The organism is Archangium lansingense, from assembly GCF_026626635.1.
Taxonomy (GTDB): Bacteria; Myxococcota; Myxococcia; order Myxococcales; family Myxococcaceae; genus Archangium; species Archangium lansingense.
Genome location: NZ_JAPNKA010000001.1, coordinates 6,815,498 through 6,832,996, shown reverse-complemented (window position 1 = coordinate 6,832,996; position 17,499 = coordinate 6,815,498). Strand labels below are relative to the sequence as shown.

The 17,499-nt window shown below is 67.5% G+C and carries 14 protein-coding genes; 9 read left to right on the top strand and 5 right to left on the bottom strand.

The genetic code is table 11. The annotated features are described in order from the left end of the window. Positions 1-211: 211 nt before the first annotated feature. Positions 212-349, top strand: a complete 138-nt coding sequence (locus tag OV287_RS27730) for a hypothetical protein (RefSeq protein WP_267537061.1) — start codon at positions 212-214, stop codon at positions 347-349. Positions 350-487: 138 nt separating this feature from the next. Further along, the gene (locus OV287_RS27725) at positions 488-766 is read left to right on the top strand and encodes a LysR family transcriptional regulator (protein WP_267537060.1); all 279 of its coding nucleotides are present in this window, start codon (positions 488-490) and stop codon (positions 764-766) included. Between the two features lie 30 nt (positions 767-796). On the opposite strand, the gene OV287_RS27720 is transcribed toward OV287_RS27725, so the two are convergent. Continuing rightward, complete coding sequence (locus tag OV287_RS27720) at positions 797-2,113, bottom strand: hypothetical protein (protein ID WP_267537059.1); 1,317 nt, start codon at positions 2,111-2,113, stop codon at positions 797-799. A 1-nt stretch (position 2,114) separates the two neighbouring features. Next, the gene (locus tag OV287_RS27715) at positions 2,115-4,883 is read right to left on the bottom strand and encodes a TonB-dependent receptor domain-containing protein (RefSeq protein ID WP_267537058.1); all 2,769 of its coding nucleotides are present in this window, start codon (positions 4,881-4,883) and stop codon (positions 2,115-2,117) included. Between the two features lie 224 nt (positions 4,884-5,107). Here OV287_RS27715 and OV287_RS27710 point away from each other — a divergent pair, with 224 nt between their 5' ends. The 6 genes from OV287_RS27710 (at position 5,108) to OV287_RS27685 (ending at position 12,852) form a co-directional block, all read left to right on the top strand. After that, a complete protein-coding gene (locus OV287_RS27710; RefSeq protein WP_267537057.1) occupies positions 5,108-5,881 on the top strand; it encodes an ABC transporter ATP-binding protein in 774 nt (257 codons plus the stop codon). A 5-nt stretch (positions 5,882-5,886) separates the two neighbouring features. Beyond that, on the top strand, positions 5,887-6,690 hold the full coding sequence (locus OV287_RS27705; protein WP_267537056.1) for an ABC transporter permease: 804 nt from the start codon (positions 5,887-5,889) through the stop codon (positions 6,688-6,690). A 180-nt stretch (positions 6,691-6,870) separates the two neighbouring features. Further along, entirely contained in the window at positions 6,871-7,476 is a 606-nt protein-coding gene (locus OV287_RS27700) for an MEDS domain-containing protein (RefSeq protein ID WP_267542427.1), read from the top strand. A 24-nt stretch (positions 7,477-7,500) separates the two neighbouring features. After that, positions 7,501-10,107, top strand: coding sequence for a hybrid sensor histidine kinase/response regulator (locus OV287_RS27695; protein WP_267537055.1), 2,607 nt, complete (start codon positions 7,501-7,503; stop codon positions 10,105-10,107). An 83-nt stretch (positions 10,108-10,190) separates the two neighbouring features. Continuing rightward, positions 10,191-12,341: a M13 family metallopeptidase gene (locus OV287_RS27690; RefSeq protein WP_267537054.1), complete on the top strand. Its 2,151-nt coding sequence runs from the start codon at positions 10,191-10,193 to the stop codon at positions 12,339-12,341. Positions 12,342-12,456: 115 nt separating this feature from the next. After that, positions 12,457-12,852 carry a VOC family protein gene (locus tag OV287_RS27685; RefSeq protein WP_267537053.1) on the top strand — a complete coding sequence of 132 codons (396 nt, stop codon included), beginning with the start codon at positions 12,457-12,459 and terminating at the stop codon, positions 12,850-12,852. 50 nt (positions 12,853-12,902) lie between these two features. Here OV287_RS27685 and OV287_RS27680 read toward each other — a convergent pair whose 3' ends face one another. Beyond that, positions 12,903-14,381: an endo alpha-1,4 polygalactosaminidase gene (locus tag OV287_RS27680; RefSeq protein ID WP_267537052.1), complete on the bottom strand. Its 1,479-nt coding sequence runs from the start codon at positions 14,379-14,381 to the stop codon at positions 12,903-12,905. Positions 14,382-14,474: 93 nt separating this feature from the next. On the opposite strand from OV287_RS27680, the gene OV287_RS27675 reads away from it, so the two are divergent. Next, complete coding sequence (locus OV287_RS27675; RefSeq protein ID WP_267537051.1) at positions 14,475-15,791, top strand: DUF418 domain-containing protein; 1,317 nt, start codon at positions 14,475-14,477, stop codon at positions 15,789-15,791. A 46-nt stretch (positions 15,792-15,837) separates the two neighbouring features. On the opposite strand, the gene OV287_RS27670 is transcribed toward OV287_RS27675, so the two are convergent. Then, positions 15,838-16,641: a hypothetical protein gene (locus OV287_RS27670; protein WP_267537050.1), complete on the bottom strand. Its 804-nt coding sequence runs from the start codon at positions 16,639-16,641 to the stop codon at positions 15,838-15,840. A gap of 87 nt (positions 16,642-16,728) precedes the next feature. Further along, positions 16,729-17,472 (bottom strand): hypothetical protein, encoded by a 744-nt coding sequence (locus OV287_RS27665; protein ID WP_267537049.1) that lies wholly within the window; start codon positions 17,470-17,472, stop codon positions 16,729-16,731. Positions 17,473-17,499 lie beyond the last annotated feature (27 nt).

The following is a 17,499-nucleotide window of genomic DNA, read 5'->3' as shown; positions in this document are numbered from 1 at the left end:
GACCCCCCTCCCTCTCCCTGGGATGGGCGGGTGGTATAGCCGCCGCCGTTACACCCACTTCACGGGGGTTTACAGAGGCCTGGACACCGCCATCCGCTGGGGCGGACAAGAATCCGCGCAACTGGCGGAGGGCTCCTTCCGATAATGGTTTTGAGCGCTCCCCGATGAGGGGACGGTGGCAGTGAGCCACTTCAGGAAAGCGGTATCCGCCATGAACCAGGCTGCCGAAGTCATCAACCTCGACGAGTTCCGCAAGCGCCGCGACGCCCAACCCGCGGCCACGCGCACCCCCAGCCCCGCCTCCATGTGGTCGCCCGTCTGGGTCTGGGTCATGGTCTGGCCCCGCTGAGGGCTGACCACGGGTTCTGAGCAGCCACGGAGTCCAATGCTATTTCGGCATGGACTCCGTCCCACGGTGCACACGGCCCGAGGTGGAGGACCCTCCGCGGGTGTACCCGCTCCCGGGAGCGCGCTAACCTCGGCGGCCGTGAGCCTCACACACATCCAGTCCTTCATTGCGGTGGCCGAAGAGGGCCACGTGGGCCGTGCAGCGCGCCGGCTTCACCTCTCTCAGCCTCCGCTCAGCCGCCACATCCTCGCGCTCGAGGACGAGCTGGGTACCCCGCTCTTCGAGCGCACGCCCCGCGGCATGCGCCTGCTACCCGCTGGCGAGGTCTTCCTGAGCCATGCGCGCCGCATCCTCGCCGAGGTGGACGCGGCGGTGCACACCGTGCGGAGCGTCGGAACGGACCGCACGGATCACTAATCCCCCTCTCCGAGCACTTCCCGCGAGCCGCTAGGGGAACACGGACAGCTCGGCGAGGGAGTACAGGTAGAGGTTGCGGCCCGGTTGATAATCCGGCTCCGCGCGGAGGCGGACGTAGCGCACGGGTTCTTGGGTCTGCAAGGGCAGGTCCAGGAACACCAAGGCCTCGCGGGGAGGAGCAAGCCTCTCATCCTGGAAGGGAGAGTCCCAGGAGGACTCATTGGCGAAGGCATTGGACTGGAGATCCAGGTCCATGCGCTGGGGTTCGAAGGTGCGGACAACGGCCTCCGCGAGCGGAGTCCACTGCTGCCCATCCACGCTGCCCTCCAGCCGCACACGCTCCGGGCCATTGAGGGTGCTCTCGAAGTGCAGCCCGCGGATGACGGCACGCCTCAGGTGCGTGGGCTCCGCCAGGGTGATGACGAGCGACTCCGGGGGGCCATGCTCCACGGTCCCGGAGATGGTGACGGGGGTAAGTTGACCGTCCGTCCAGGGACACTCGCCCGAGAGAGAGGGCTGGCATGCGGCCCCACGGCTGATGGGCCGAGAGGCTCCAGCCGGAAGCGCCAGACGGCCAGTGCGCCACTCCTGCCGGAAGGAGGTGGCGCTCCAACTGCCTCCCACGGGGCTGAAGATCCACTCTCCCAGTGACAAGGCGCGCAGCTGCACCTCGGGACTGGCGAAGTCCTCCATCAGGTGCGGGCCCGGTACCCAAGGAGAGGTGACCCCCGACTGGCGCCACATCGGGAGACCACCGCTGAAGAAGTGCGCGATGGCTTCGGGCGTCGTGGTGGGAACCTGCACCTCCTGCGGTGCGGACGACCCCTGCTCATGGAAGTAGACGAACCGCAGCTTGCCACTCGGGGGCAGCGGGGGCGTGGGCGGGGCGGGCGCGAAGGTGAGGGTGGGCCCTTGGGGGCTGTCGCTCACGGCCAGCCGGGCATCCCAGGGTTGCAGGGCCGGCAGCTCCACATCGCCGTTGAGGATGAAGGACAGGAAGGTGCCCTGGCCGTTGGCATCCAGGGGCAGCGCCAGCCGGAAGCGGTATTGGATGTACGTGTCGGGGCGATTCTCTTCTACGTCGCCCCAGAGGACCTGGAACGTGAACTCGCCGTTGGCCTGGGTGGTGGACGTCCCATAGGGGCTGAAGGTGGGGGGCGCCCCGGGTCCCGCCGGATCGAGCGGGGCAGGGGGAGCCCGCTCGAGCGCAATGGTGGCCCCCGGTATGGGGGAGCCGTCCGTGTTCACCGCGCGGCTGTAGCCGAAGAGGGGGTCCTCCGGGTAGCGCTGCTGGCAGCCGGCGGAGAGCAGGGGCAGCAGCAGGAGGAAGCGATGGGGGTGGCGCATGTCAGTAGGTCCCCTTCAAGCCAACGAGCGGGAGGATGATGGGAAGGGTCATGGGCTTGCGCTCCAGGCCGTCCAGGCCGCGGATGTACTCATAGGCAACGACCTCCTGCTGGAGCGAGGCATTGAGGATGTCCAGGTAGGCGTCGAGCGTGAAGTCCTTCATGGCCCACGACTTCGCGACGCGCAGGTCCACGCGGAAGTAGGGGGCCAGGCGATCGGCGCGGTCCAGATCCTGCCGCACCCACGCGCTCTGGCCATCCGAGCCGGTGATGGAGCGCTGGGTGAGCGAGGTGATCTGCCCCGTCTCGGGCCGGCCGGTGTTGAAGTGGAGCACGGTGCCCACGGTCCAGTTGTTGCCGAACTTGTAGCTGATCGCGGCGTTGACGACGTGGGCCTGCTCGAAGGCGAAGGGCAGGGTGCCCTGCACGGTCTCCACCACGCGGTTGTCATCGCCAATGCGGTTGAAGGTCACGAGGCGCTTGCTCTGGAGGAAGCTGTAGGAGACCCAGCCGAACCAGTTGCGGCCCAGGGGGTGGCGAGCCATCAACTCGAAGCCGTAGGCGTAGCCGCTGGCGCTGGGGTCCACCTGCGCGAGATCGCGGCGCCGCCGGTTCTCCGCCACGTCGGCCAGGTCGAACTCCACGGTGCGCGACAGCGGGTTGTAGAAGACGTCCGCGCTCAGCTCGAGTCCTTCGACGGCCTTCCACTCGGCACCTACGTCGAACTGGGCACCGGACTGAAGGCCGAAGCGCAGGCCCGCGGTGTCCAGCGCGGGGATGTGCAGCAGCACGGTGGGGGGCTGGTGGAAGAGTCCCGCGCCGCCCTTGAGGGTGAGCGTGTCCGAGAGGGCGTGGCGAACAGTCAGGCGCGGCTCGACGGCGGTATGCGTGATGCCGGGCACCAGGTGGTAGGCGTCCACGCGCAAGCCGGGCACCACGGTCCAGCGCTCGGTGGGCCGCCATGTCACGGAGGCATAGGCGCCGGAGAAGGTGGCCAACGAGGAGGGGTTCTTGAGCGGATCCGCCTCGTCCTCGGGCCGCCAGCCTGGAGGACGCCCCTCACCAATGATGAGGGTGGCGGCGCGCCGGTGCTCCACGTCACCGCCCACCTGCAACTCCAGGGAGTCCGAGAACTGCCGCTTCCAGCTCGTGCGTGCCGCATAGCTCGTCTGCCGCAGGCCGAACTCGCCCACGCGCCGGACCGCCAACTGACCGGAAGGCAGCTGAGGCATCGCCCCATCTCCCACCAGCCCCATCGAGTCCCAGCCAAGGGTGAAGGCCAGCTCGCCCTCGCCGCCGGCCAGGGGGTGCGTGCCGCGCAAATCGATCCGGTGGAAGCCGGAAGCGACGCCGCCTCCGGTGCTGCCCAGGCGCATCTCAGGGGAGAGGCCCACGTCGTCCGAGCTGCCCAGCACGAAGAGCCGCAGGCGCCCCTGGCCCACCTTCTGCTCGATGCGCGCCTGGTAGTCCCAGAAGCCGGCGCGCACCCGCTGCGCGTTCTCGTCGCGGAGGGCATTGGCCATCAGGGAGATGAGCATCGCCGAGTAGCTGATGCGCCCGGCCAGGCTGACACTGGTGCCGGTGGACTCGAAGGGGTACTCGACGAAGCCGCCGCTGTTGAGCAGATCCGCGTAGGCGGTGAAGTGCAGCCGATCCTCGCGCGGGCGGGAGAGGCGCCCCTCCACCGCACCACCGAGCACGCGGCCGTACTGCACCGGCGGAGTGCCCGGGTAGAAGTCCACGGTGTCGATGAAGTCCGGGTGCACCACCGCGGGCCCGAGCAGCAGGTGGTAGAGCATGGGGATGCGGATGCCATCCAGGAAGAAGCCGGTGGCGGCGGGCTGGCTGCCACGCACCACGGGGTAGCTGATGCCCGAGGCGAGGCTGCCCACGCCGGGCATGAGCATGACGACACGGAACGGATCTCCCAGCGTGCCGGGCACCTCGCGCAGCTCCTGCTCATGTAGCGAGAAACGGGTGACCTCGGTGCGCGGGCGCTCATCGCGCACCACCGTCTCGTACGGGTTCACCCGGCCGGGCTCCAGGCGGTAGATGACCTGGAGGGACTGGCCGGTGGCGAGTGTCTCCTCGAAGGTGGAGGGCTTGTGCCCCGGGGCACGCACCTCGAGCCGGTGGGCTCCGGCGGACACCTCCAGGGAGAAGAGGCCATGCGCGTCGGTGGTGGCGGCGGGGGTGTCGCTGCCATCGAGGAAGAGGGTGGCGTCCACCAGGGGGCGGCGAGTGCCGCGCGCGCGGACCTCTCCCGTGATACGGGCCTGGGCGGTGGTGGTGGCGGGCTCTGCGGGAGGCTCGAAGCGGTAGACGAAGGGCAGGCGCACCGAGACGGACACTCCGCCCATGGTGGCGGGAGTGAAGCGCAGGCCGCGAGCCGCCGCGAGGGCCGCCTCGGTGAGACGCGCCTCCGCGGGGGCCTGGACCACCGTCACGTCGGCGACGTGGCCCTGCTCGTCGATCAGCAGCTCCAGCCCCACCTCGCCAGCGGTGCCCTCGAGGCCCTCGGGCCAGGCGGCGGGCGAGTCGGCCAGGAGCGAGGGAGGCACGAGCTCGGCCGTGCCGTCGTCGCTAGCCAACCCCAGGCGCGTGGCGTCCTCGGAGGAGACAGCCGTCGTGCCCGCGTCGGTGGCGTGGAGCTCCACCTCCACGGTGCGCGGCTCAGCTGCCGCCGAGGGGACACCCTGCTGGGCCCGGGCGAGGCCGGGAAGCGTGAGCAGGGCGAGCAGGAGAAGGAGAGGGCGACACGCAGCATCCATAGATGCGTGCCTCAGAACCACAGCGACACATCGCTGTCACCCTCGAACTTCGAGGGCTTCACGCAGAGCGAAATCTTTCAAGGAACGAGTGACACATCGAGTGTGAAACCATCGAGCGTGTCCGTTCCACCTCGGACGACGAGGACATGCGTGCCCGCGGGCGGATTTGCGCATGGAGGCTCTTCCTGGGCGCGACTATAGATGGAGCCAGGAAAGGGTGGGACATGCTGACGAGGAACGAGCCTGGAGGACAAGCGGGGAAGGTCCTCTCGGTGCAAGCGCTGCGCAAACAATACGGCACCACCGTCGCGGTCGATGGCATCTCGTTCGACGTAGGCCGCAATGAGATTGTCGGGCTTCTCGGCCCCAACGGTGCCGGGAAGACCACGACCATCAACATGATCCTCGGTGTCCTCGAGCCCTCCGCGGGGTCCATCCTCATCGAAGGAGTGGACCTCGCGAAGCGCCGGGCCCAGGCGCTCGAGCGCACCAACTTCGCCGCCGTCTACGCGCCCCTGCCCGGCAATCTGACCGTACAGCAGAACCTGCGTGTCTTCGGCCTCATCTACGGCGTGAAGGGGCTCTCCGCACGCATCGAGGAGCTGCTCGTGCAGTTCGATCTGGTGAGGTTCCGCGACACGAAGTGTGGCGTGCTCTCCTCGGGCGAGCAGACGCGGGTGGCCCTGGCCAAGGCCATGCTCAACCGTCCGCAGCTCCTGCTGCTCGACGAACCCACGGCCTCACTGGATCCCGCGACGGCGAAGGACATCCGCGCCCGGATCCGCGAGTTCGCCTCCCAGGGGACCGGGGGCGTGCTCTGGACCTCGCACAACATGTACGAGGTCGAGGAGGTCTGCGACCGCGTCCTCTTCGTCTCGCACGGGAAGCTCCTGCTCGAGGGCGACCCGAAAACCCTGCCACGCGAGCACGGCAAAGCAACCCTCGAGGAGCTGTTCATCACCGTGGCGCGGCAGCCGCTCGCGCTGGAGCGAGCCTGAACCCCATGGCCTTCAACCGCGCTGCCGCCATCATCCTCCGCCAGTTCTATCTCATTCGCGGGAGCCCCTCGCGCATCTTCCCGCTCTTCGTGTGGATTGCCATCGACATGGTGCTCTGGGGCTTCATGTCCCGCTATCTCAACAGCATCACCGCGCCTGGCGCCGACTTCGTCCCCGCGCTCCTGGGCGCGGTGCTCCTCTGGGACTTCCTGATCCGCGTCATGCAGGGCGTGACCATGGCGTTCTTCGAGGACGTGTGGTCGCGCAACTTCCTCAATGTCTTCGCGACGCCGCTCTCCATCACCGAGTACGTCGGAGGGCTCGTGCTCTCGAGCATCGCGACGAGCTCGATCGGCCTCGTGGTGATGCTCCTCGTGGCGGGGGCGGCGTTCGGCCTGTCCATGTTCTCCTACGGCCTGATGCTCGTGCCGTTCCTGCTGGTGCTCTTCCTCTTTGGAATCGCGCTCGGCATCTTCGGCGCCGCCGTGGTGCTCCGGCTCGGGCCGTCCGCTGAGTGGTTCATCTGGCCCATTCCCGCCGTGGTCTCGCCCTTCGCGGGCGTCTTCTACCCGCTCTCGACACTCCCTGAATGGATGCGTGCCGTCTCGCGCTTGCTGCCACCATCCTATGTCTTCGAGGGCATGCGGACGATCGTCGCGGGTGGGACCTTCTCGGCCATCACGCTGCTCTGGGGCGTGGGACTGGCCCTGCTCTACATCCTGCTGGCATGCGGGTTCTTCACGCGTGTCTTCCGGTATGCCGTGCGCACCGGCCTCATCGCCCGGTACAGCGCCGAGAGTGTGAGCTAGCCGTGCCTCCTCTGAGAGCGCTGTCCGCTATCAGACGGCTCTCTTGGGGCAGCACGGCGCGAGTCCTCCAGTAAGGGTAGTATTTTCAAGAGCAACAGCTTCGCCCTGAAAGGGCATCGGCCGGGGGGTCCATGGCCGGGAGCTCGTTGACCCTGAACAAGGAGGACGGCCTTGGGGGACGTGACCGTCGCGGGAAAGAAGCTCCAGCACTTTCATATCGCCGCGTTCTTCCGGTCTCGTGAGGAAGAGTACGAGGTGCTTCGCTCCTACATCCGAGAGGGAATCGAGGCGGGCGAGAAGGCGGTCCACATCTGCGATCCGCTCCTGAAACATAAGCACCTCGAGAACCTCGAGACGATGGGCGTCCCCGTCCAAGACTGCACTCGGACAGGGCAGCTCGAGGTGATGGGGTGGAACGACGCCTACCTCAAGGAGGGCCGGTTCGACTCGGATGCGATGATGGCACTCATCGAGGAGGTGGTGACGACGAGCCGGGCCGAGGGCTTCTCTCGCGTCCGCATGATGGGCCACATGGAGTGGGCGATCGAGGAGCGGCCTGGAGTGGACCGCTTCATCGAGTACGAGGCTCGCGTCAACCACCTGCTCAACCGGCTGCAGCAGCCCGCCATCTGCGTCTACGATCTCAATCGCTTCAGCGGCTCGGCGGTGATGGACGTGCTGCGGACCCACCCCTTCACCATCATCGAGGGCGCGCTGCGCGAGAATCCCTACTACGTTCCGCCCGAGGAGCTGCTCGGCACCTCCACCAAGGGCAGGCGCTCCTGAGTCGAGGAGGGCACTCCATTGGTCATGGAGCGCACCACCTTCCGCATGCCCGTGCTTGCCGATCTGGGAGCGCTTGCGCTTCGCCGGCAGGCTCATGATCTGTTCACCCTGCTCGAGCTGCCTTCTGGCTGGCGAGGCAGGGAACCGGAGGAGATTGCTCGAAGCACCCTCGACGCCCTCGTCTCCCTGCTGCGTCTGGACGTCGCCCTCTTGAGAATCCACGGACCAGAGGGGGACCTCGAGTACCAATTTCCCTCGGACCTGGACCGCGAGGCGTTCCTGGCTGTGGGGGGCGATGCAAGCCCCGACTCGCCGGCGACCTTCGAGCTGCCACGGCCGAACACAGTAGGCCGGACCACCGTCCGGGTGATCTCCACCGAGCCGCTGGGAGAGGCTGGGAGGATCATCATTGGCTCCTGGCGGGCGAACTTCCCCACGGCTCACGAGCAGCACCTGTTCCAAGTGATCGCCAACCAGGCCGCGCTCGCGATGCAGTCGAGCCGGGAGGCGCTCGCACAGCGCCGGCTCGCCGAAGAGCGGAGCCGCCTCCAGCGCGTGAACTCCGTGCTGGCAATGCTCCATGCCGTCGCGGATGGGCTCTCGCGGACACACACCGTCTCCCAGGTTGCGGACGTGATTCTCTCCTGGGGATTGGGTGCCATGGGAGCCCACGCCGGGAGCTTGTATCTGACCGATGAGACGGGGAGAGGACTGCGGCTGATCCGTGCCGTGGGCTATCCCGAGCCAGTGCTGCGCGACTACCAGCTCATTCCGGTGGAGGCCGATCTGCCAATCGCGGAGGCCTATCGCCAGAAGCGGGGAGTTTTTGGCAATGGCTACCGGGGCCATCCTTCAGGCTACGCCTCCGTCCCCTTGCTGGTCGAGGACCGATGTCTGGGCGTGCTCGGCTTCAACTTTCCCGAGCCACGGCCCTTCGAGGAGGACGATCGCGCGTTCATCCAGGCGATCGGCCATCAAACGGCCCAGGCATGTGATCGTGCCCGGTTGCTCGATGCCGAGCGTCGGGCCCGGCTCACGGCGGAAGCCAGGCAGCAGCGCGCGGATCTGCTGGCGGAGGTGAGCGCCACCCTGGGCTCGTCGCTGGATCTGGAAGCGGCCCTCACCTGGGTGGCCAATCTCCTGGTGCCCCGGTTCGCGGACTGGGGCGTCATCCAGATGGTGGAGCGCACCCCGTCTGGCGACGACGAGACGAAGACGCTCGCCGTCCACCAAGAGCCGATGAAGGCTGGGCTCGCGCGAGAGCTGGGCCTCTCGCTGCTCTCGGCGGGGGGCGGGCCGCGCGCCTGCGTCACGAACAACTCCGTCATGGCACCGATCGCCGCGCGCGGCCGGGTGTTGGGTGCCATCGTCCTGGGCGCCGAGGAGGTGGGCCGTTTCGACACGGAGGTCCTGGAGCTCGTCGGGGAGCTGGGTCTACGAGCGGGTGTGGCGCTCGATAATGCCCGGCTCTACCAGGAGGCACGCGAGGCGGACCGCCGCAAGGATGAGTTCCTCGCGATGCTCGGCCATGAGCTGCGCAATCCGCTCTCGCCCATGGTCACGGCCCTCCAGCTCATGCGCATGAAGGATGGGAGCGCCTTCGAGCGCGAGCGGACCATCATCGAACGGCAGGTCGAGCACCTCACCCGGCTTGTGGATGACCTGCTCGACGTCTCTCGCATCACGCGGGGAAAGGTTCAGCTCAAGCGGGGGCGCATCGATCTCGCGGCTGTTCTGGCCAAGGCCGCCGAGATGGCGAGTCCCCTCTTGGAGCAGCGCTCGCACTACCTGGAGATGATCCCGCCGGCCGGACCGCTCCTCGTCGATGGGGACCCGGCCCGGCTCGCCCAGGTGCTGGCGAATCTCCTCAACAATGCCGCGAAGTACACGGACCCCGGAGGGCGCATCGTCGTCAGCGCGGTGGGGGAGGGCGAACAGGCCGTGGTGCGGGTCCGGGACAATGGCGCGGGCATCGCCCCCAACATCCTGCCGAAGATCTTCGACATGTTCGTCCAGGAAGGCCGGTCGCTCGATCGTTCCCAGGGGGGACTCGGCCTGGGCCTGGCCATTGTCCGCAGTCTGGTGGAGCTGCATGGAGGCACCGTCTCGGTGCACAGCGAGGGCCTGGGCCGTGGGAGTGAGTTCATGGTCCGCCTGCCGCTCGTCTTGCCGCTCGCCAGCGCAGAGCGGGAGGACCCAGGCCCGCCGCCGGAGACCCTCACGCTGCGGGGAGACCCCCATGCCGTGCGCCTCCTGCTCGTGGACGACAACCGCGACGCGGTCGAGCTGCTCACCGAGTTCCTGGGTACGAAGGGGTACGTCACACAGATGGCCCTGGATGGGCCCGCCGGGCTCGAGGCAGCCAGCGCCTTCCGGCCCCACGTCGCACTCTTGGATGTGGGCCTTCCCGTGATGGATGGCTACGAGCTCGCGTCGCGGCTCCGTCAGGAGCCCGCATTGAAGGGCATCAAGCTGGTCGCCATCACGGGTTATGGGCAGGACTCGGATCGCCTCCGCGCGCGTGAGGCGGGGTTCGACATGCACCTGGTCAAGCCCATCGAGCCCAGCCAGCTGCTCCGCATCCTCCGGGACCTGATCGAGGCACCGGAGGAGACGGGGCCTCACCCCTGAATTCGCGCGGGCCGCCGAAGCTCGGGATTAAGTGGCGGATTTCGCTGTTGGGGCGCGGACTTTTTTCAGGGACTCTCCAGCTCATGACCTCACGGAATCGACGTATCCCGAGTGCCACGCGCGTGGTGCTCACGGCCAGTGCATCCGCGTTGCTCGCCGCGTGCGCCACCTCCGCGCCCATGGACAAGCCGGCCGAACCAGCGCAGGTGAAGCCGGCCGCTGAGGCCCCGGCGGCTCCTTCCGCTCGGCCCACCTATGGCAGCTTCGGTGTCGACACCGCTGGCATGGACACGTCTGTAGCGCCCGGTGACAGCTTCTTCCGCTTCGTCAACGGCACATGGCTGGAGAAGACGGAGATCCCCGCGGACCGGTCCAGCTACGGCATGTTCACGAAGCTGGCGGAAGAGGCGAGCCGGCGCACCCGCGAGCTGATTGAGAATGCCGCGAGCGCCAACGCGCCCGAGGGCAGCGAGGTCCGCAAGCTGGGTGACGTCTTCGCCAGCTTCATGGACGAGGCGGCCATCGAGGCCAAGGGCCTGGCGCCGCTCAAGCCCGAGCTGGATCGCATCGTCGCCATCAACACCCGGAAGGAGCTTGCCGCGGCCCTGGGCGAGACGCTGCGCACGGACGTCGACGCGCTCAACACGGGGGATGTCACCACGAGCCGGCTCTTCGGCCTCTGGGTGACCGAGGACCTGAACGAGCCGTCGCGCTACGCCGCCTATCTGCTGCAGGGCGGCCTGGGCCTGCCGGATCGCGACTACTACCTCGTGGACAACGCCCGGTTCACGGAGGTGCGTCAGAAGTACCAGCAGCACATCGCCGCCATGCTGACGCTGGCGGGCATCCCCGACGCAGAGGCCAAGGCGAAGCGCATCTTCGAGCTCGAGCGCAACATCGCCCGGGTGCACTGGACCCAGGTGGACACGCAGGACGTGACCAAGGTCAACAACCCCTGGCCCCGGAACGAGCTGGCGAAGCGCGCGCCCGGCCTCGACTGGGAGGCCTACCTTGGCGCCGCGGGACTCGGGCAGCAGCGCGAGTTCATCATCTGGCAGCCGAGCGCGCTGACGGGAATCTCGAAGCTGGTGGGCAGCGAGCCCGTGCAGACCTGGAAGGACTACCTGACCTTCCACACCATCGCACGCGCGGCGCCCTTCCTGCCCAAGGCCTTCGTCGACGAGTCCTTCGCGTTCCATGGCCGCGTGCTCTCTGGAACGAAGCAGCAGCGTGAGCGCTGGAAGCGCGGCGTCGATGTCACGGGCGAGGCGATGGGGGAGGCCATCGGCAAGCTCTACGTGGAGAAGTACTTCCCGCCGGAGGCCAAGGCCGAGGCCGACAAGATGGTGCGCAACATCGTCGCGGCGCTGGGCCAGCGCATCGACACGCTGGCCTGGATGTCCCCGGAGACGAAGGCGCGCGCGAAGGAGAAGCTGGGCACACTCCAGGTGGGCATTGGCCATCCGGAGAAGTGGCGGGACTACTCGGGACTGGAGGTTGTGCGCGGGGACGCCTACGGCAATGCGCAGCGCGCGTGGCGCTTCGAGTACCAGCGCAACCTGAACAAGCTCGGCAAACCGGTGGACCGGTCGGAGTGGTTCATGGTGCCGCAGCTGGTGAACGCGCTGAACTCTCCGCAGCAGAACTCCATCATCTTCCCCGCGGCCATCCTGCAGCCGCCGTTCTTCGATCCGAATGCCGATCCAGCGGTGAACTACGGCGGCATCGGCTCGGTCATCGGGCACGAGATCGTGCACAGCTTCGATGACGTGGGGGCGCAGTTCGACGCGCGGGGCAAGCTGGCCAACTGGTGGACGAAGGAGGACGCGGAGAAGTTCAAGGCCGCCGGCCAGGAGCTCGCCGCACAGTACAGCGCCTACCGCCCGCTGCCGGACCTCGCGATCAATGGCGAGCTGACCCTGGGAGAGAACATCGCCGATATCGCCGGTGTGGCGATCGCGTTGGATGGCTACCGGTTGTCGCTGGGCGGGAAGCCGGCACCGGTGCTCGATAACTTCTCTGGCGAGCAGCGCTTCTTCCTCGGCTTCGGACAGGTCTGGCGCAACAAGTACCGGGAGCCGACCCTGCGTCGCATCCTGCTGACGGACGGGCACTCCCCGAGCGAGTACCGCGCGTCGACCGTGCGCAACATCGATGCCTGGTACCAGGCCTTCGGTGCCGCGCCCGGGCAGACGCTCTACCTCGCGCCCGAGCAGCGCGTGCGCATCTGGTAGCGCAGGGCAGGGGAGACAGGTTCGAATCACCAGCACTACGGGGACGCCCGAGAAGCTCTCGCCGCGCAGGGACGGTCAAGCGCGGTCCGAGATGCTCTGATAGGAGGGCGTCACCATGATCGACCACCTGAGCTTCTACGCAACCAACTACCCCGCAACGAAAGCATTTTATGAGTCGGCGCTCGCCCCCCTGGGCTACGGCCTGGAGCGGGAGATGACCGCCACGTGGGACCCGGAGTTCCCCGGCCGCCGGATGTGTGCCTTCGGCCCGCCCGGCAAGCTCTGCCTCTGGGTCATAGAAGTGAAGGAGCCCGCCTCGCCCCGCCACGTGGCCTTCACCGCGAAGGACCGGACGGCCGTGGAGGCGTTCCACCGCGCGGCGCTGAAGGGGGGCGGGAAGGACAACGGCGCCCCCGGCGAGCGGCCTCTCTATCACCCCGCCTACTACGGTGCCTTCGTGTTCGACCCGGACGGCAACAACGTCGAGGCGGTGTTCCACGGCGCCCCGTGAACGGGGACCTGCACAGGGGCGGCCCGGGTCCAGGTCGCCATTCGCGTACCCTACTGCGGGTCCCACCCAGCGTTCACGGTCATCTTGTTGAGCGCACGTACGGAGACGTAGGGAACGAAGCCAGCCGCACGCGAGCGGGTATAGGCATCGGCGATGTGCGCGGACTGCACCGCGTAGTCCACGGAGAGGACGAGCTTGCCCGCGGCACGCACGCGAGCGGCGTTGGTACGATTCTCCGCGCACCAGTCCGCGGAGCACGCCACGTCGTCCGACCAGTACATGTCCTCCATGCCCAGCCCATCGATGGCGTCGAGATAGCCCGCGTAGTCGATGAGCTCGGGGGCGTTCTGCGGCATGACCCGGAAGGAGGGGTTCTTGGACTTCGCGTACTGGCTGATGCGCGAGATGAGCGCCACCATCTTGCGCGCCAGGTCGTCACGGTTGGTGCCCGCGGCGTTGGCGGCGATCTCCTCGTAGGTCACCACCATGTCCAGGTAGCAGCCATTGAAGCCGGCGGCGAGGGCCTGGTCGATACGGCCCTGGACGATGGGCCACCAGCGCTCGTCCCAGTACTTCACGTACTGCTCGTCCGGCCAGCCGTCCACCGCGCCGAGCTTCATGTCCGCGGGCACCTGGCTCCATTCGGGGCGGTACTCCTCGATGGCGCCGATCTCGAAGTAGGCGAGCACCTGCTTGCCGGTGGCCTTCACCGTCGTGAGCTCATCGCTCCGGAAGTAGCCGTTCGATCCATCACGTGAGAGCTCGATGATGGCCAGGTTGAACTTGGAGGCGGCAATCTGGTCCAGCCGGTCGTTGGAATACTGGGTCAGCTGGTAGGTGAAGCTGGTGACACCCTCCCAGGGCACGGGCGGAACGGTGCCCGCATCGGAGGCCCCCGCGTCTGGTGTCGAGCTGCCAGCGTCTGGCGTCGAGGTGCCCGCGTCCGTCCCCTCGAGCTGGATACGCACCACCAGCAGATCGAGCAGCGAGGCATCCGCCGAGGACGTCGTGCCGTAGCGCAACTTGAAGGGGCCACCGCTCACGAAGCGTCCCACCGGAGAGGGAAGGGCGAGCGATGTGGATGTCCACCTCCAGGAGCTGGCGAAGGTGTTGTCGCTCACCACCACCCAGGCACCGGCCTGGTAGTCCCAGGCCTCGAAGGTCCAACGCATCTCCGAACGCGTGGGGCCGCGGTAGTTGATGCTCACCTCCGCCGCCTGTATCGCCGACGCACTCACGTCCTGCGGCAGCGCATAGGTGCATGTCGCCGAGCTGTTGGCGGCGAACTCCACGTACTCGGCCCAGCGATCCTCGGTGCCGGACAGGGTCTGGCTGGCGAGGGCTTGCGCTCCCTGTCCCGACCCGATGGAGCCGCGCAGCACCTGGAGGGCGGAGCACGTCAGTGTCCGGGCGTTGATGAGTGCCGCTGCTTCTGGATTTTCGGGCTCCCTCCCCACCTCGGGGGCCTCATGGCACGCGGCGAGCACCGCGAACAGGGTCAGGGAGAGTCGGGCCAGGGTGTGTCGCATGGGTGAGATCCTCCTCCGCTTCATCGGCTTGGCGTTCTTCTTCGCGCAGCCGCTGAGGTTGACGCAAGGAGGAAGCGGGGATCTGCTGGGAGCATGTCCGCCCCCACTTCTCCCACGCCGAGCCCCAGCGCCCCAGCCCTCCCGGTGGACCTCTCCGAACGCGTGTCGCTGCTGGATGTGCTGCGTGGCTTCGCGCTGTGCGGTGTCTTCGTGTCCAACAGCTTCACCTGGTTCAGCGGCCGCAACCTGCTGCCTCGCGACCAGGCCCTTGCGCTGGCGGCTCCACCGTTCGAGACCGTCGTCAGCTCCCTCTACCACTTCTTCGTGAACCAGAAGTTCGTCACGATCTTCTCCTTCCTCTTCGGGCTGGGCTTCTCCATCCAGCTCTCCCGCGCCAAGGCTCGGGGGACCTCCATCGTCCCGCTGTACTCGCGGCGGCTGTTGGTGCTGCTGGGCATTGGCGTGACGCACATCTTCGCCCTCTGGGTGGGCGACGTCCTCTCCACCTACGCGGTGGTGGGCTTCGCGCTGCTGCTCTTCTACCAGCGCTCGGATCGGGTGCTGCTCACCTGGGTGGTGGTGTTGATGCTGGTGGTGCCGCTGCTGGTGCACGCCCTCCAGAACTTCGTCCCCATCCTGCTGCACGGCGCGCAGGCGGCGGCCGAGGCGGCCAAGGCCCATGAGAGCCACGAAGCCCAACTGCGGGCGCAGTTCCTGGCGGGGCTCTCCAGCGACTCCTTCTGGACGACCCAGTCGGCGAACGCGCGCTACTACGTGGACTCGTTCTTCCGGGTCAACCGGCTGCTCTGGATGGTCGTCATCCTGGGTCGCTTCCTGCTGGGCCTGATCGCGGGGCGGCATTTGCTGCTGCAGGACGTGGAGCGCAACCGCCATTGGCACCGCCGGCTGCTCGTCTGGGGGCTCGTGCTGGGCGTGCTGGGCAATGGCACGGGGCTGGTGATTCAGCGCCTGCGCATCGCTGGCCTGGTGGATCCGACGAAGGATTCCTGGATGTTCGTCCTGTCCGCCGTCTCGGAGCTGGGTTACCTGGGACTGGCCGCGGTGTATGTGTCCGCCTTCGCGCTGCTCTTCCAGCGTGAGCGGTGGCGGCGGGTGATGAATGTGCTGGCCCCGGTGGGCCGCATGGCGCTCACCAACTATCTACTGGAGTCCGTGGTGAGCCTCTGCATCTATGACGGCTGGGGGCTGGGCCTCGTGGGCCGGATGCCGCCGTCGCGCTGCGTGGCGGTCTCGCTTGCCGTCTTCGCGCTGCAGATACCGTTCAGTCACTGGTGGCTGTCGCGCTTCCGCTTCGGACCGGCCGAGTGGCTGTGGCGCTCACTCACCTATGGCCGCGCGCAGCCCTTGCGCCTCGAGCCCCGGGGCACCGCGGAGCCGGTGGCGAGCTGACACGGTAGGGTCACAACCAGCACAGCGGAGACCCAACCCGTTGATGCTAATGACGCCCCAACTCCCTGTTCCAGGCCCACAATTGCCCGCTCACCGCGTATTTGTCGGCGCTGGAAACATCCTCGAAGTCCTTCGGGGGAAGCGCGCGGAGGCGCTCGCGCAGGAAGTCCGTGTCGCTGAGCGCCTCGCGGTGCTTCAAGTCGGCGTCCATCTCCACCACGACAGGCATCACCCGGAGCACGGCCTCCAGGCAGTCCTCTCGGGTCGCGCGAGCCATGCGTTCCACCGTCAGGGCCAGGTGCTCGCGAACCGAGGCAGGGCCTCCGGGGCACCAGGCCTCCAGGGTCTTGCCGTAGATATCCTCCATGAGCTCGTCCAGCGTGTACTTCTGCTCGAACGACCAGAACGCGTAGCGAGGGCCCTGGAGCACCTCCCAGAAGCGGAGCACCGAGGCGAGCCGGTTCGCCACGCGCTCCGCGCTCCGCGGCGGGGACGGAGACACGGTATATTCGAGGGCGCCCCAAGGGGTGCCGAGGCAGAAGGACTCGAAGGCCTCCCTCATACGTTGACGCTCCTCCTTCGGGACGCCTTCATTCAAGTCCATGAAGACGGCGCCGAACATGTGCATCCGCCAGCGGGGGTCGCCCGTGTCGAAGTCGGCCCCCGAGTGCATCAACAGAACCTCGCCGGGCGGCACCTGGCGCATCTGCCGGGGCTGGGGAAAGGCACCGGTCTTGAGGTACTCCCGGGCCCACCAGCGCCCCTCGGCTCTCGCCTTGCGGCGGATGGCGGCGATGGTGCCGTAGAGCCATGCTGGAAACTCGAGCACAGAGGACTGTTCCGGGGTCATGGCTTTTCGCCCTACCACAGCGGTCAGACGCGCCTCAAGCGCCAGGCACTTCGCTCGCGCCGAGGGTGGCAGACGCCTCCCGCCCGCTCAGCGGCAGTCCACAGGCAGGTAGACCTGGCCCTGGAAGCCCTTGGGCCATTCGCCCCCGTCATAGGCGGCCCGGATCGCCTGCTCGGCCAACTCACCACGTTGCTCTATTTCTTCCCTGGGCAATTCCTCTTCCTTCTGGGCCGCTCGCTCCTTCCAAGAAGCATGGGGCTTCTTGCGCCGGTAGCTCCAGCGGTACAGCGTCACTCCGGGCTCTGGCGTGCGCCAGGACAACTGCCAGAGTGCTCCCCCGTTCTCGAACTCGAGGAAGAGCGACCCCTCGAAGCCGGTGCCTCCCACGAGCTTCTTGTCAGGCTCGACGGCCTTGTTGAGCGCTGCCAGGTAGCGCCCCGCCTGTTCTCTCCCTTCCCCGCGCGACTCCTCATTGTCCGGCTTGAGCTCGAACAGCACGAGGGCGTAGGTATCGGTGATGTCCGGGCGCAAGAGCCTCACGAGCTCCGGAAGACGCTCGGGGTCCCCCAACTTTCCCTTCTCCACAATTCTGTAGAGGTCGACGGTGTCGAGGAAGACGACGCGGGAGGGGTGCTGCACGCGGTACGCTCTGCCAATGGCGAAATGTGCGGCCTTGCCAAGAAAAGCGCCCCAGGGCTCCTTGGAGTCCGGCTTACGGCCAGGGAGCTTGGAGGAGGGCGGCTCCGCCTGGGCTCCGAGGGCCGCCATGAGCACCAGGAGAAAACCCGCAAGCCCCAAGGTGCTCCTCATCCTGGTTCCACTGTTCTTCATGTCCAACATGCTCCTCCCCGGTTCGAT

Bases quoted from the DNA above. Each gene is read 5' to 3' on its own strand.
- OV287_RS27730 (WP_267537061.1), top strand. From the start codon at position 212: ATGAACCAGGCTGCCGAAGTCATCAACCTCGACGAGTTCCGCAAGCGC.
- OV287_RS27720 (WP_267537059.1), bottom strand. From the start codon at position 2,113: ATGCGCCACCCCCATCGCTTCCTCCTGCTGCTGCCCCTGCTCTCCGCC.
- OV287_RS27715 (WP_267537058.1), bottom strand. From the start codon at position 4,883: ATGGATGCTGCGTGTCGCCCTCTCCTTCTCCTGCTCGCCCTGCTCACG.
- OV287_RS27710 (WP_267537057.1), top strand. From the start codon at position 5,108: ATGCTGACGAGGAACGAGCCTGGAGGACAAGCGGGGAAGGTCCTCTCG.
- OV287_RS27705 (WP_267537056.1), top strand. From the start codon at position 5,887: ATGGCCTTCAACCGCGCTGCCGCCATCATCCTCCGCCAGTTCTATCTC.
- OV287_RS27695 (WP_267537055.1), top strand. From the start codon at position 7,501: ATGGAGCGCACCACCTTCCGCATGCCCGTGCTTGCCGATCTGGGAGCG.
- OV287_RS27690 (WP_267537054.1), top strand. From the start codon at position 10,191: ATGACCTCACGGAATCGACGTATCCCGAGTGCCACGCGCGTGGTGCTC.
- OV287_RS27685 (WP_267537053.1), top strand. From the start codon at position 12,457: ATGATCGACCACCTGAGCTTCTACGCAACCAACTACCCCGCAACGAAA.
- OV287_RS27680 (WP_267537052.1), bottom strand. From the start codon at position 14,381: ATGCGACACACCCTGGCCCGACTCTCCCTGACCCTGTTCGCGGTGCTC.
- OV287_RS27675 (WP_267537051.1), top strand. From the start codon at position 14,475: ATGTCCGCCCCCACTTCTCCCACGCCGAGCCCCAGCGCCCCAGCCCTC.
- OV287_RS27670 (WP_267537050.1), bottom strand. From the start codon at position 16,641: ATGACCCCGGAACAGTCCTCTGTGCTCGAGTTTCCAGCATGGCTCTAC.
- OV287_RS27665 (WP_267537049.1), bottom strand. From the start codon at position 17,472: ATGAAGAACAGTGGAACCAGGATGAGGAGCACCTTGGGGCTTGCGGGT.